11 protein-coding genes and 1 riboswitch are annotated in these 13,632 nt (G+C 70.9%); of the genes, 1 reads left to right on the top strand and 10 read right to left on the bottom strand.

Annotation, left to right across the window (positions count from 1 at the left end; all coding sequences use genetic code 11):
• Positions 1 to 92: 92 nt before the first annotated feature.
• From ACFVTC_RS22920 to ACFVTC_RS22880, 9 genes are all read right to left on the bottom strand, one after another.
• Positions 93 to 1,394: a class I SAM-dependent methyltransferase gene (locus tag ACFVTC_RS22920; protein ID WP_390129793.1), complete on the bottom strand. Its 1,302-nt coding sequence runs from the start codon at positions 1,392 to 1,394 to the stop codon at positions 93 to 95.
• Positions 1,395 to 1,755: 361 nt separating this feature from the next.
• On the bottom strand, positions 1,756 to 3,153 hold the full coding sequence (locus ACFVTC_RS22915; RefSeq protein WP_390129792.1) for an NAD(P)/FAD-dependent oxidoreductase: 1,398 nt from the start codon (positions 3,151 to 3,153) through the stop codon (positions 1,756 to 1,758).
• A 450-nt stretch (positions 3,154 to 3,603) separates the two neighbouring features.
• Entirely contained in the window at positions 3,604 to 4,545 is a 942-nt protein-coding gene (locus tag ACFVTC_RS22910; protein ID WP_390129790.1) for an exopolyphosphatase, read from the bottom strand.
• 293 nt (positions 4,546 to 4,838) lie between these two features.
• Positions 4,839 to 5,381 carry a DUF501 domain-containing protein gene (locus tag ACFVTC_RS22905; RefSeq protein WP_390129809.1) on the bottom strand — a complete coding sequence of 181 codons (543 nt, stop codon included), beginning with the start codon at positions 5,379 to 5,381 and terminating at the stop codon, positions 4,839 to 4,841.
• 47 nt (positions 5,382 to 5,428) lie between these two features.
• The gene (locus ACFVTC_RS22900; protein WP_390129788.1) at positions 5,429 to 5,905 is read right to left on the bottom strand and encodes a septum formation initiator family protein; all 477 of its coding nucleotides are present in this window, start codon (positions 5,903 to 5,905) and stop codon (positions 5,429 to 5,431) included.
• A gap of 100 nt (positions 5,906 to 6,005) precedes the next feature.
• Complete coding sequence (gene eno, locus ACFVTC_RS22895; protein WP_390129786.1) at positions 6,006 to 7,292, bottom strand: phosphopyruvate hydratase; 1,287 nt, start codon at positions 7,290 to 7,292, stop codon at positions 6,006 to 6,008.
• A 299-nt stretch (positions 7,293 to 7,591) separates the two neighbouring features.
• On the bottom strand, positions 7,592 to 8,284 hold the full coding sequence (locus ACFVTC_RS22890; RefSeq protein ID WP_390129783.1) for a transglycosylase family protein: 693 nt from the start codon (positions 8,282 to 8,284) through the stop codon (positions 7,592 to 7,594).
• Positions 8,285 to 8,288: 4 nt separating this feature from the next.
• Positions 8,289 to 8,452: riboswitch (cyclic di-AMP (ydaO/yuaA leader) on the bottom strand.
• 183 nt (positions 8,453 to 8,635) lie between these two features.
• Positions 8,636 to 9,631 carry a transglycosylase family protein gene (locus tag ACFVTC_RS22885; RefSeq protein WP_390129782.1) on the bottom strand — a complete coding sequence of 332 codons (996 nt, stop codon included), beginning with the start codon at positions 9,629 to 9,631 and terminating at the stop codon, positions 8,636 to 8,638.
• Between the two features lie 227 nt (positions 9,632 to 9,858).
• Positions 9,859 to 11,133, bottom strand: a complete 1,275-nt coding sequence (locus ACFVTC_RS22880; protein WP_390129780.1) for a cytochrome P450 — start codon at positions 11,131 to 11,133, stop codon at positions 9,859 to 9,861.
• Positions 11,134 to 11,289: 156 nt separating this feature from the next.
• On the opposite strand from ACFVTC_RS22880, the gene ACFVTC_RS22875 reads away from it, so the two are divergent.
• The gene (locus tag ACFVTC_RS22875; protein WP_390129778.1) at positions 11,290 to 12,501 is read left to right on the top strand and encodes a globin domain-containing protein; all 1,212 of its coding nucleotides are present in this window, start codon (positions 11,290 to 11,292) and stop codon (positions 12,499 to 12,501) included.
• Positions 12,502 to 12,527: 26 nt separating this feature from the next.
• Here ACFVTC_RS22875 and ACFVTC_RS22870 read toward each other — a convergent pair whose 3' ends face one another.
• The gene (locus ACFVTC_RS22870) at positions 12,528 to 13,547 is read right to left on the bottom strand and encodes a nucleoside triphosphate pyrophosphohydrolase (RefSeq protein WP_390129775.1); all 1,020 of its coding nucleotides are present in this window, start codon (positions 13,545 to 13,547) and stop codon (positions 12,528 to 12,530) included.
• Positions 13,548 to 13,632 lie beyond the last annotated feature (85 nt).

Raw genomic sequence — 13,632 nt, 5'->3', positions numbered from 1 at the left:
GTACGCGGAAGGGCCCCGTTCCGAGCAGGAACGGGGCCCTTCCGCGTACCGCCGCCAGTGCCCAGGGACCGGCCCGGGGACCGGCCGCGGGCCTACGGGACGACGGGGTGCCAGGTTCTCGCCCGCAGCGGCAGCCCGGAAGCACCGGAGGGCTCCGGTGTCCTGACCGCCAGCACCTGGTTGACGCCGATGCGGTTGCGCTCGAAGGCGAGCGCGGAGGCCGCCATGTAGAGACGCCAGACACGGGCCCGGCCGGGGCTGGTGAGCTGCACCGCCCGGGGCCACTGCGCCTCCAGGTTGGCGACCCAGTGGCGCAGCGTGAGGGCGTAGTGCTCGCGGATCGACTCGACGTCACGGACCTCGAAACCGGCCCGCTCCAGCTGCGTCACGGTCGTGCCCACCGGGGCCAGTTCGCCGTCCGGGAAGACGTACGCGTCGATGAACTCGTCGACCGAGTACGTCGATTCGTCGCGCTGCGGCCGCCGCCCGATCTGGTGGTTGAGCAGCCGCCCGCCCGGCGCGAGGAGCCGGTACAGCACCTCCGCGTACTCCAAGTAACGCTCGGCGCCCACGTGTTCGGCCATACCGATGGAGGAGATCGCGTCGTACGGTCCGTCGGCGACGTCCCGGTAGTCCTGGACCCGGATCTCCACCCGGTCGGTCAGACCCTCGTCCGCGACCCGCTTACGGGCGTACGCGGCCTGCTCCTGCGAGAGCGTCACACCGACGACACGCGCGCCGTGCTCGCGGGCGGCGTGAATGGCCATCGAGCCCCAGCCGCAGCCGACGTCGAGGAGCCGCTGCCCCGGCCTCAGGGCGAGCTTGCGCGCGATGAGTTCGAGTTTGTCGCGCTGCGCGCCCTCCAGGGTGCCGCCGTCCTCCCAGTAGGCGCACGAGTAGACCATGGAGGGGCCGAGGACGATCTCGTAGAAGTCGTTCCCCACGTCGTAGTGGTGGCTGATCGCGCGCCGGTCGCTGCGTTTGGTGTGCAGGTGACGGCGTCTGCGCACCTCCTCGCGGGGCGGGGCGGGCGGCAGCGGGGACCCGGCCATCCGCACCAGTCCCCGCACGGCGGCGCGGACCTCGGGGTCGCGCAGGGACTCCGCGAGGCTCCGTGCGTCCTCGCCCCGGTCCCAGATCAGCCCCGACACCCGGTCCAGGGCGGTGTAGAGGTCGCCCTCCACGCCGAGGTCGCCGGAGACCCAGGCGCGGGCGAGCCCGACCTCGCCGGGTTTCCACAGCAGCCGGCGCAGGGCGCGCCGGTTGCGCACCACGAGAGCGGGGGCGTCGGGCGGGCCCGCCTCCGAACCGTCCCAGGCGCGAATACGCACCGGCAACGGGGACCCCAGCAACTGCTCGACAAGGCTCTTCAGCCGCGGCGCGGCGTCCTGCATGGCGTACACCTCCGAGACGACACTCCCGAACGCTCCAACACCACGTAAACACCAACCGGCCTCCTGCGCAGTCCCCCTTCCGCGTTACAGCTGAGCAAAATAGCTGTAGCCGCCACGCTTTCCGCCCCTGCCCGTACCGTCCCGTACCCGGGGCTCCGCCCCCTACCCCGCCAGGGAGGCCGCGCCCCCTGGACCCCCGCATCACCCGAAGGGCTCGTCCTCGAACGCGGGACGGGCTGAAGACGCGGGCCCGCACCTCCAGCCCCCGGCCCCTGCGGCGCACGCCGAAGGGGCCTCCCGCACCACGGATGGCGGAAGGCCCCTTCGGGCTGAACAGTCTGAGACAGTGACCGACGGAGGGTCAGGAGGCCTTGGCCCGCTCCTCGGTCTTGGCGGCCGCAGGAGCCGCCGCGGCAGCGGCCGGCGCCGGCTTCGCCGCCTCGTAGAACTCCTCACGCGGAGTCTCCATGGCCCCGAGCGAGACGACCTCACGCTTCAGGAACATCGCGAGCGTCCAGTCCGCGAAGACACGGATCTTCCGGTTCCACGTCGGCATGGCGAGACCGTGGTAGCCACGGTGCATGTACCACGCCAGGCGGCCCTTGAGCTTGATCTTCGTCTTGCCCATGACGATCATCGCGACGCCCTTGTGCAGGCCGAGACCCGCGACAGCACCCTTGTTGGAGTGGCTGTAGTCCTTCTGCGGGAAGCCCCGCATACCGGAGATCACGTTGTCGCCGAGCAGCTTGGCCTGACGAAGCGCGTGCTGCGCGTTCGGCGGGCACCAGGCGTTCTCCACGCCGGCCTTGCGGGCGGCGAGGTCCGGCACCTGGGCGTTGTCGCCCGCGGCCCAGATGTAGTCCGTGCCCTGCACCTGCAGCGTGGTCCGGGTGTCCACGTGGCCACGCGGGCCGAGCGGCAGACCGAAGCGGGAGAGGACCGGGTTGGGCTTGACGCCCGCCGTCCACACGATCGTGTCGGAGTCGACCTCGAGGCCGTTCTTCAGCACGACGTGACCGTCGACGCAGGAGTCCATGGAGGTGGAGAGGTAGATCTCGACCCCGCGCGACTCCAGGTGCTCCTTGCCGTACTGGCCGAGCTTGGGGCCGACCTCGGGAAGGATCTTGTCCGCGGCGTCGACGAGGACGAAGCGCATGTCCTCACGGGACACGTTGCCGTAGTACTTCGACGCGTCGCGGGCCATGTCCTCGACCTCGCCGATGGTCTCCGCACCCGCGAAGCCACCGCCGACGAAGACGAAGGTCAGCGCCTTGCGGCGGACGTCCTCGTCCGTGGTCGAGTCGGCCTTGTCCAACTGCTCGAGAACGTGGTTGCGCAGGCCGATGGCCTCCTCGATGCCCTTCATGCCGATGCCCTGTTCGGCAAGGCCGGGAATCGGGAAGGTGCGGGAGACCGCGCCCATCGCGATGACGAGGTAGTCGAAAGGCAGCTCGTACGCCTCACCCACGAGGGGGGCGATCGTGGCCACCTTGCGGTCCTGGTCGATGGTGGTGACCCGACCGGTCAGAACCTCCGCCTTGGGCAGCACGCGTCGCAGTGGGACGACGACATGCCGCGGCGAGATGCTGCCGGCGGCGGCTTCGGGGAGGAAGGGCTGGTAGGTCATGTACGACCGGGGGTCGACGACCGTGACGGTCGCCTCTCCGTAGCGCATCTTCTTGAGAATGCGCCGAGCTGCGTACAGGCCTACGTACCCACCGCCTACTACGAGGATCCTGGGACGCTCCGTGGTGCTCATGCCATCGAGTATCCACCCGCCCCTTGGGGGTCGCTCGTGCGCCCCTTCACAAGCTTGGGTGCCCCCTCTGCTACACTGCGCGGCTCACGTGACCCAGGTCATGTCGGCGCGAGGGAACCAGTGTTCGGGCCGGACCGTTGTCAAGAGCCCGTGAGCTGCCACTCCGGGCGTTCGAGTGCACCGAACCACCCTTCGACTTCACCCGCCGGAAACACTCCCGGAATGCTCCGGTGAGCATCGCCCCGAGACCGGCGAGCACCCCCGCGGCACCCGAGTGGCCCAGTCGTCGCCCATCAGGGCCGAATTCCTTGTGAAGAACTTCACGAAGTTTTCCGGCGGCGTGTCGCAGAGAGGGCCCGGATGGCCCCCTGTCCGCGCTCATACGTTATCCGACCTGCTCAGTGGAGGCTACCGGCGGGTAGCAAGCGCTCCGGGGGCCCTGGCCGGGGCTCAGGCGACGGACCACGCGATGCCGTCGAGGATGTCGTGCTCGCTGACGACGACCTCCTCCGCGCCGATCCGCTCCATGACCGCCAGCAGGACGAGGGCGCCGGCGGCGATGACGTCGACACGCCCGGGGTGCATGGAGGGGATCGCGGCCCGTTCGGCGTGGGTGGAGCGCAGGAGCCGCTCGGTGATCTCGCGGACCTTCTCCCGCGGGATGCGGGAGTGGTGGATGGCGGCCGAGTCGTACGCGGGGAGGTCCAGCGCGATGGCCGCGACCGTGGTGACCGAACCGGCGAGGCCGACCAGGGTGCGGGCCTCGCCCAGCGGGACCGTCCGGGCCGCCAGGTCCAGCGCGGCTTCGATGTCGGCGCGGATCGCGTCGGTCTGCGCGGGCTCCGGGGGGTCGCTCACCACTCCGGCGTGCACCAGATGGCGCTCCGTCATCCGCACACAGCCGATGTCCACGGATCGGGCGGCCTGTACGTGGTCGTCGCCGACGACGAACTCGGTGGAACCGCCGCCGATGTCCACGACCAGGTACGGCTTGGCGAGGTCGTCCCGGCCCGCGAGTTCCCTGGTCGCTCCCGTGAAGGAGAACTCGGCCTCCTGGTCGCCGGTGATCACCTCGGGCTCGACGCCCAGGATGTCGAGGACACCGCGTACGAACTCGTCCCTGTTCTCGGCGTCGCGGGAGGCGGAGGTCGCGACGAAGCGGAGGCGCTCCGCGCCGTGCTCCTTGACGACCGCCGCGTACTCGCGGCAGGCCGCGAAGGTCCGGTCCAGGGCTTCGGGGGCGAGGCGGCCGGTGCGGTCGACTCCCTGGCCGAGCCGGACGATCGTCATACGCCGGTCCAGGTCGACGAGTTCGCCTGTCGCCGGGTTCGCGTCGGCGACGAGGAGACGGATGGAGTTCGTACCGCAGTCGATGGCGGCGACCCTGGTCATGAGCTGTGGTCTCCTGTGGTGGTTTCCGATTCCGGCGTGCAGCCGCCCCAGCCTATTTCGCCCCCGCCGCCCCTACCCTCCCCCGGGCTCTCGGCTTCGCTCGAGCAGGGGGACCCCCGGTCCTGTCCCTGGGGCTCCGCCCCGGACCCGGTCAAGAGGCTGCCGCCCCCTGGACCCCCGCTTCGTCCGAAGGGCTCGTCCTCGATCGCCGCACGGGCTGAGAATCCGCAGCCCAGGACCGCACCGGCAGCCCGTCCGGCCTCGAGGACAAGGCCCTCGAGGCCGATCGGACCTCATCCCTCCGTGGAGGTGCCCTCGGCCACGGAAAGGTCCACACACGGCCCCTTGCGCCACCACTCGGGCAGCATCGCGATCGCCTCGTCCCCCAGCGGGTTCACCCCGGGGCCCGCCGCCAGGGAGTGCGCCACCAGGACGTGCAGGCACTTCACCCGGTCCGGCATGCCCCCCGCGCTCGGGAACCCGGCGAGCACCTCGATGGCGTCGCGGCGCGCGATGTAGTCCTCGTGGGCGGCCCGGTACGCGGCGGCCAGCTCGGGGTCGGTGGCCAGACGGTCCGTCATCTCCTTCATGACGCCGTTGGCCTCCAGCGTGCCGATCGCGGAGGCCGCGCGCGGACACGTCAGGTAGTACGTCGTCGGGAACGGCGTCCCGTCGGGAAGCCGGGGCGCCGTCTCCACCACGTCCGGCTCGCCGCAGGGGCAGCGGTGCGCGATCGCGCGCAGCCCGCGCGGCGGACGGCCGAGCTGCTGCTTGAAGGCCGCGACGTCCGCGTCGGTCGGCTCGGTCCGCGGGGTGGGCGGCGGGGGCGTTTCCATGCCTGTGCTCAAGTCACTTTCTCTGTCGTTTCACCGGTCCGTGTCGCTCACCGGTCGGAGCGGTCGGACTTGTCGACGCCGTCCCAGACGTTGGCGTACCAGGGGCGGGCGTCCGCCCCCCGGTCCGTCCGCGACTGCTTCACCGCGTCCGGGTCGATCACGACGTACCCGGTCTCACCCGGCATCACATAGTGCAGCCGTTCCCGGATCCGCTGCTCCGCGTACGCGTCGTCCTGCCAGCGCGCCTTCAGGTCGCGGAGCTGCTCGACCCGGGCGCGGGCCCGCTCCTGCTGCCGCTGCAGATCGGCGATCTCAGCGCGCTGGGACACGTACTGCCTTATGGGGTAGGCGAGGGCCACGATCAGGGAGCAGACGACGAGCGCCAGCAGCGCGGCCCGGCCCGTCAACCGCGAGCGCCGGGCCTGACGCTTGGTCTGGGAGCGGTAGACCCGGGCCGCCGTCTGCTCGCCGAGCAGCCGCAGCCGGGTCGCGGTGGAGAACCGGTCCCGGTCCTTCACGGCCATGTCCCCGCCTCCCCTTCACACGTGCGGACGTCCCCGCACACGGTACGGGACCGGGTACGGGGACGTACGTGCGACTGGCTAAGCCTTAACCCTGCCGGGGTCAGCCCTTGAAGCGCGGGAAGGCCGAGCGGCCCGCGTACACCGCGGCGTCGTCGAGGATCTCCTCGATGCGCAGCAGCTGGTTGTACTTGGCGACACGGTCCGAGCGGGCCGGGGCGCCGGTCTTGATCTGACCGCAGTTCACCGCGACGGCCAGGTCGGCGATGGTGACGTCCTCGGTCTCACCGGAGCGGTGGGACATCATGCACTTGAAGCCGTTGCGCTGGGCCATCTCGACGGCGTCCAGCGTCTCGGTCAGCGAGCCGATCTGGTTCACCTTGACGAGCAGGGCGTTCGCGGAGCCCTCCTCGATGCCACGGGCGAGGCGCTCGGGGTTGGTGACGAAGAGGTCGTCGCCGACGATCTGGACCTTGTCGCCCAGCTTGTCGGTGATGACCTTCCAGCCGGCCCAGTCGTCCTCGTACAGCGGGTCCTCGATGGAGACCAGCGGGTACGCGGAGACGAGCTCCTCGTAGTACTCGGTCATCTCGGCGGCCGAGCGGGACTTGCCCTCGAACTCGTACTTGCCGTCCTTGTAGAACTCGGACGCGGCGACGTCGAGGGCGAGCGCGATCTGCTCACCGGGGACGTAACCGGCCTGCTTGATGGCCTCGAGGATGAGGTCGAGCGCGGCGCGGTTCGACTCCAGGTTCGGGGCGAAGCCGCCCTCGTCACCGAGGCCGGTGGACAGGCCCTTGGACTTCAGGACGGACTTGAGGGTGTGGTAGACCTCGGCGCCCCAGCGCAGCGCCTCGGAGAAGGACTCCGCGCCGATGGGGGCGATCATGAACTCCTGGATGTCCACGTTCGAGTCGGCGTGCGAGCCGCCGTTCAGGATGTTCATCATCGGAACGGGCAGCAGGTGCGCGTTCGGGCCGCCCAGGTAGCGGAAGAGCGGGAGGTCGGACGCCTCGGAGGCGGCGTGCGCGACGGCCAGCGAGACGCCGAGGATGGCGTTGGCGCCCAGCGAACCCTTGTTGTCGGTGGCGTCCAGGTCGAACATGGCCTGGTCGATCAGGCGCTGCTCGGTGGCGTCGTAGCCGACGAGCTCCGGGCCGATCTGCTCGATGACGGCGAGGACGGCCTTCTCGACACCCTTGCCCTGGTAACGGTTGGGGTCACCGTCACGGAGCTCGATGGCCTCGAAGGCGCCCGTGGAGGCGCCGGACGGGACGGCGGCACGACCCGTGCTGCCGTCGTCGAGGCCGACCTCGACCTCGACCGTGGGGTTGCCTCGGGAGTCCAGGATTTCCCGGGCTACGACGACGTCGATGGACGGCACGAGCATCTCCTTCTGGGATGTGACGCGGGTACGCGGGCCCGCGGGGCCCGCACTGCACGGTGCCGCGTTCGGCTCCGCGGGATGAGCCTAACCGGCCCGGGGCGATCGGCCAGCCGCTCGACCACCCCTTGAGCAGAACTGAGGGTACATATTGTTCCCCTCTGAAACAAAAAGCCCCGCTCCGGTGCGTACGGGGGAAGACGCACCGGAGCGGGGAGCCCGTGGGGACGGGGGTGGACCCTCTTCGGGTCTCCGTGTGGAGACCCGTCCTACGAACGGCCCGTCGTCCGGGAGGACGGTTCGCCTCAGCCGAGGTGGAGCTGCTGACCCGGGTAGATGAAGTCCGCGTCGTCGACGATGTCCTTGTTCAGCTTGAACAGGTGCTGCCAGCCGCCCTTGACCTTCTTCTTCTCGGCGATCGAGCTGAGGGTGTCGCCCTTGACGACCTTGTACTCGCCGTCACCCTTCTTGACCTTCTTGCCGGTCGGGGTGGAGACGGTCTTCTTCGCCGCCGGACGCTCGGAGGAACGGGAGGCGGCGGTGTCCGACGAGTGGGTGTCGGTGGAGGTGGACGGCTTGGCCGGGGCGGCAGGCTTGGCCGGGGCGGCCGCACCACCGGTGTAGGCGGCGCCGGACAGGCCCGTGCCGCAGGTGGGCCAGGCACCCTTGCCCTGCGCGGCGAGGACCTTCTCGCCGATGGTGATCTGCTGGGACTTGGAGGCCTTGTCGGCGGTGGAGGCGTAGGCGGTGCCGCCGTACGCGGCCCAGGTGGAGGCCGAGAACTGGAGGCCGCCGTAGTAGCCGTTGCCGGTGTTGATCGCCCAGTTGCCACCGGACTCGCACTGGGCGACCGAGTCCCACTCGGAGGCGGTGGCGGCGGAGGCGCTGCCGGTCGCCATCAGCGGAGCGGCGATGGCGACGCCGGTGACACCGGCGAGCGTGGCGACACGGGTGGCCTTGGACGGACGGCGGTGCTTGCCCTTGCTGGAAAACAGCATCGAGTGATCCCCTCACCGACGCCTGCGAGGTGAGCTGTCGGGTTCGGGCGGGTGAGTGCCCGGCCGTGCGCCGTCAGCGCACGTCTTCACCCCAAGCCGCTCCCGGTCAACTACCGGGCGCGGCGCTTACCTTGGGTCCCCCGCTCCTGCCTACGGCGCTTGACGCGTCGACTGTTCCCGTACGGCCGCTGGCAGGATTCGGCGTTGCGACCGTCGGGGCCCGCTGTGGCGAGCGGTGATGACCGTAAGCAGCCGATCGACCGAATTTCAAAGACGATCAGGGCCTTTGAGATCCATCTCTCACTTGCGCCAAACCGGACATTACACGGCGAACCATGACGTGAACTCCCGCTACTTTTCGCCCGATTCGGCATCAACTGCAAGGCTCTGACCGGGGAGGATGAGGTCCGGGTCGACACCGACCGTCTTCTCGTTCTCGGCGTAGAGCCCGGCCCATCCGCCTTCGAGGCCAAGGGCGTCGGCGATCGCCGAGAGGCTGTCCCCGGTGCGGACGACGTACGAGCCGTCGACGACGTCGCGGGAGGCGCCGGAGTCGCGCGAGGCGTGCCGGCCGGAGGAGTCGTCACCACGGCCGTCCACGGCGCCGTCGGTGGAGTTCTCGGCGACGGTGCCGCCGCGGTGACGTCCGGCGCCGGCGGTCGCGCCCTCGGGTGCCGCCGAAGCGTCGCCACCCTGGCCCGAGTTGCCCGATTCGCCACCCTTCGCCGTCCGCGTGCCCTCACTGTCCGTCTCCCGGGCGCTGCCGGACTCCTCGTCCGAGGAGGTGTCCGACTTCGCCCTGTTCCCGGTCCCGTCCGAGGACGAGTCGGACCGGGAGGAGCCGGACGGGGAGACACCGATCCCCAGCGAGTCCGACAGGGAGGACCCATCGGACGAAGTGGATGAATCGGATGAACCAGATGAACTGGACGAATCCCCTGCCACGCCCGTGTCGACCGAGACCTCGCCCGAGTTCGCACTGAGCCCGGAGAGCGGCCCGCAGGTCGGCCAGGCGGCGAGCCCCTGGTCGGCCAGGACCTTCTCGGCGACGGCCATCTGCTGCGACCGGCTGGCCTCGTCGGCGCTCGGCGCGTACCTGCGGCCGCCGTACCGCTGCCAGTTCTCCTGGGTCAACTGCAGTCCGCCGTAGTACCCGTTGCCGTCGTCGGCGCTCCACTGGCCGCCGCTCTCGCATTCGGCGACCCGGTCCCACGTGGTGCCGTCGGCCGCGTTCGCGCTTGCGGCACCGAGCAGCGGGATGGCGATCGCCGATCCGGTCACCCCTGCCGCGACGATGAGGGCCGGAACCTGACGGGGGCGACGATGGCGGCCGTTCCCGGAGAGCATGCGAGAGCCTTTCACGTGACAGCGGGTGACTGCGCGGCTGATGAGCCGCGTTGATGGGTGAACGTAGCCGCACCCGATCACTTGTCACAAGCAGATGCAGCGCAGATCACGTGAAGATCACAGAGTTGAGAGACCATCACCTTTTCACGGCCGGACCTTCATACTTCGCGGCCACCGCTCCGGCACCCCCGCGACGGCCGCCCCGCCGACACCGTACGACTGCCGCATCACTGCCGACCGGCGGTGAACTCCACCGGGAGCGTCCGCAATCCGCGCATGATGAGTCCGCCGCGCCATCGCAAATCAGCCGGATCGCCCGCTAGTCGGAGGTCCGGCAGCCGGGTGAGGAGGGTGGCCAGCGCGGTCTGTCCCTCCAGCCGGGCGAGTGGCGCGCCGAGGCAGTAGTGGATGCCGTGGCCGTAGCCGAGGTGCTGGTTGTCACGGCGGGAGAGATCGAGCGTGTCGGGCTGTGTGAACCGGGCGGGGTCACGGTCCGCGGCCGCGAGGACGACGAGCACGGGGTCGCCGGGCGTGATGTCCTGTCCGCCGATGTGGACCGCCTCGGTCGCGAACCGCCACGTGGCCAGTTCCACCGGGCCGTCGTAGCGCAGGAGTTCCTCGACGCCCGTCTCCAGCAGGGCCCTCTCCCCGGCGGCGAGGGAGGTCTGCAGCCGCTCCCGCTGCCCGGGATGCGTGAGGAGCGCGTACATGCCGTTGCCGATCAGGTTCACCGTCGTCTCGAACCCGGCGAAGAGCAGGATGAAGGCCATGGCGGCGGCCTCGTTCTCGGTCAGGTGCTCGCCGTGGTCGGAGGCGCGGATGAGACCCGAGATGAGGTCCTCGCCGGGCGCGGCCACGTCGGGAAGGGCCTCACGCTTCTTGTGGATGAGCTCGCCCAGGTACCCGCGCATCTTCTTGACGGACCGTCCGACCCCGCCCCTCGGGCCGCCGCCGTGCCGGATCATCATCCCCGCCCAGTCCCGGAAGTCGTCCTGGTCCTCGCGGGGCACGCCCAGCAGGTCGCAGATGGCGTAGATGGGGAGCGGGAACGCGAACTCGTGGATCAGGTCGGCGGAGCCCCTCTCCTGGAACTGGTCGATGAGGTGGTCGGTGAGCTCCCGCACACGCGGCGCGAACTCGGCGACGCGCCGCGGGGTGAACGCCTTGCTGACGAGCCGTCGCAGCCGGGTGTGGTCCGGCGGGTCGATGTTGAGCAGATGGGTCATCAGCTCGGCCTTGCGTTCGCCCGGGATGCCCGTCTTGCCCTTCGCGTGCGCGGGTTCGTCGTGGTGGGCCGGGTTCTTGCTGAGCCGTCCGTCCGCGAGCGCCTGCTTCGCGTCCGCGTACCGGGTGACCAGCCAGGCATCCACCCCGCTGGGCAGCTTCGTCCGGTGCACGGGCGCGTGCTCCCGCAGCCAGGCGTACGCCGGGTAGGGATCGGTGGCGAACTCCCAGGTGAAGAGTTCGGGGGCGGGGCTGGGCGGCGGGGGCTGGTCGGTCACTCCCCGACGGTATCCGGCGGCCGGACCACCGGCGTCCGCAGGGCGCGCCGGCCCGGACTCCGCCCCGGCGCGGCCGCCGCGCGGACTTCACCCCGGACTGTCCGTAAATCACCTGCCGTTTGACTCCGCGGCTCGACGACTCTCTACATTCGCGCCGTGGACCCCGAAATACTCAGATCCAGCTTCGCGGTCGTCGAGAGACGGGCCGAGTTCGCGGTCAAGTACTTCTACTCGCATCTCTTCCGGCACAACCCGGACCTGCGCGGGCTCTTCCCGCTGGACCACCCGGAGGACATGGAGAGGCAGCGGGACCGGTTGTTCGCGGCGCTCACGTATGTACTGGAACGGCTGGAGGACCCGGCGCTGCCCGGGTACTTACGGGAACTGGGCCGTGATCACCGGAAGTACCTGGCCGAGCCGGAGCACTACGCGGCCGTGGGGGCGAGTCTCGTCGCGGCGTTCGCCGTCGTCGCGGGGTCGGTGTGGAACGCGGAGACGGAGAAGGCCTGGGGCGAGGCCTACGGGGCGATCACGAACGTCATGCTGCAGGGCGCCTGGGAGGCGCAGCACGCGGACGAACCGCCCTGGTGGGACGCCGAGGTGGTGTCCCGGGCGCGACACGGCGACGACCTCGTCGTCCTGACCCTGCGGCCGCACCGGCGGCTGCGGTACCTTCCCGGCCAGTACGTCAGTGTCAACGTCCCGCATCTGCCGGGCATCTGGCGGCCGTACTCCATCGGCAACGCGCCCCGGGCCGATCTCACCCTCGATCTGCACGTCAGCCGAGTGGAGAACGGAGTGCTCTCCACCGCCCTCGTGCGGCGGACCCGGGAGGGCGACGTCCTGCGGCTCGGCTCGCCCGGCGGCGGGCTGGTCCTGCGGACTCCGGTGGAGCGGCCGCTGACCTTCATCGCGGCCGGCACCGGGTGGGCGCCGGTCAAGGCACTGCTGCAGCAGCTCGACGCCACGCACGAGGCCCGGCTGTTCGTCGTCGCCCGTGACACCTCGTACCTCTACGACCGGTCGGCCGTGGAACATCTGCGGGCCCGGCTGCCCCGGCTGGGCGTCACCTTCATCACCCCGGCGCCCGGCCGCCCCAGGACCCAGGCGACCGAGCGGCTGCTGACCGCGCTGGGCAACCGGGCCGGCTGGGCCCGCCACGACGTCTATCTGACCGGTCCGCCCCAGCTCGTCGAGGAGGTCGGCGAGGCCCTTCCGACGCTCGGCACTCCGCCCGACCGGCTCTTCCGCGACCTCCTGCCGCCCACCGCGGAGGCGCGCGGCCGGCCGCTGGGCGCGGCGGAGTGGCTGCTCGACCGGCCCCGGCCGAACTGGCACAGTCCGTCGGCTCGCGCACCGGACGCGTGAACCCGGGGCCGCGCGCCGCCCCGGCCTCAGCCGCCGAGCGCCGGTGAACCCTCCCGCGCGCGGATCGCGTCCCGGTACGCCCGCGCCGCCGCGCGCAGCGCCGCCTCCGGGTCCACGCCCTCGGCCTCGGCCCGCGCGGCCACGGCCAGCAGTTCGTACCCGACGCCCTCGCCGCGCGGCAGTTCCACCTCGAGTCCCGCCGTGCGGGCCCGTGAGGCCAGCTTGGCCGCGAGTGCCAGGCCGGGCTGGCCGAGCGGTATTCCCTCCGTGACGGATGTCCGGCGCTTCTCCTCGGCCTTCGTGCGCAGCCAGTGCTCCTTGACCTCCTCGGGGGTCGTGGCCGTCTCGTCGCCGAAGACGTGCGGGTGGCGGTGGATCAGCTTGGTGACGATGCCGGCCGCCACGTCGTCGATCGAGAAGGGCTCGGCACCGTCCTCCGGGCGGCCCTCCTCCGCGATCCTGGAGTGGAAGACCACCTGGAGCAGGACGTCGCCGAGCTCCTCCCTGAGCTCGTCCCGGTCCCCCTCCTCGATCGCCTCGACCAGTTCGTACGCCTCCTCGATCCCGTACTTCGCCAGGCCCTCGTGGGTCTGGCGGGACGACCAGGGGCACTCGACGCGGATGCGGTCCATGACCTGGACGAGGTCGAGGAGACGGGCGCCCGGCAGGTCGTACGAGGCGGGGAGCAGCTCCAGCTCCGGCATGTGGACGCGGCCGGAGCCGGCCAGCCGGGCCAGTCCGTCGGTGAGGCGCGGCTCGCCCTCGCCGGTGGCCACGACCACCACCGTGCGGCCGCCGGCACAGGCGTCCACCAGCTCCTGCGCGGCGGGCGAGGTCTCGTCCACGGCGACGCCGGCCTCCCGCAGATAGGGCAGCTGCGGATGCGCGCCGTCCGCGCACAGCACCTGGTCGGCGCCGCGCAGCGCCTGCCAGGCGGGCCAGGACAGCAGTCCGGGTGCGACGCGGTGGCTGGTGGTGAGCAGGACGATACGGCCGGGGGCGGCGGGGCCGGCCTGGGCGGCTGCGTCGGAGCTGGTTGCGTTCACCCCTCGAACGTAACCCACGCCGCCGACACCCCCGGAGTTGTCCACAGGATCTACGGGACCGGGTGCCGGACCGTCCTCTCCGAGC

The organism is Streptomyces sp. NPDC057950 (assembly GCF_042887295.1).
GTDB lineage: Bacteria > Actinomycetota > Actinomycetes > Streptomycetales > Streptomycetaceae > Streptomyces > Streptomyces kaempferi.
The sequence above is the reverse complement of the archived record's forward strand: the minus strand, read 5'-3'. Positions and strand labels throughout refer to the sequence as shown.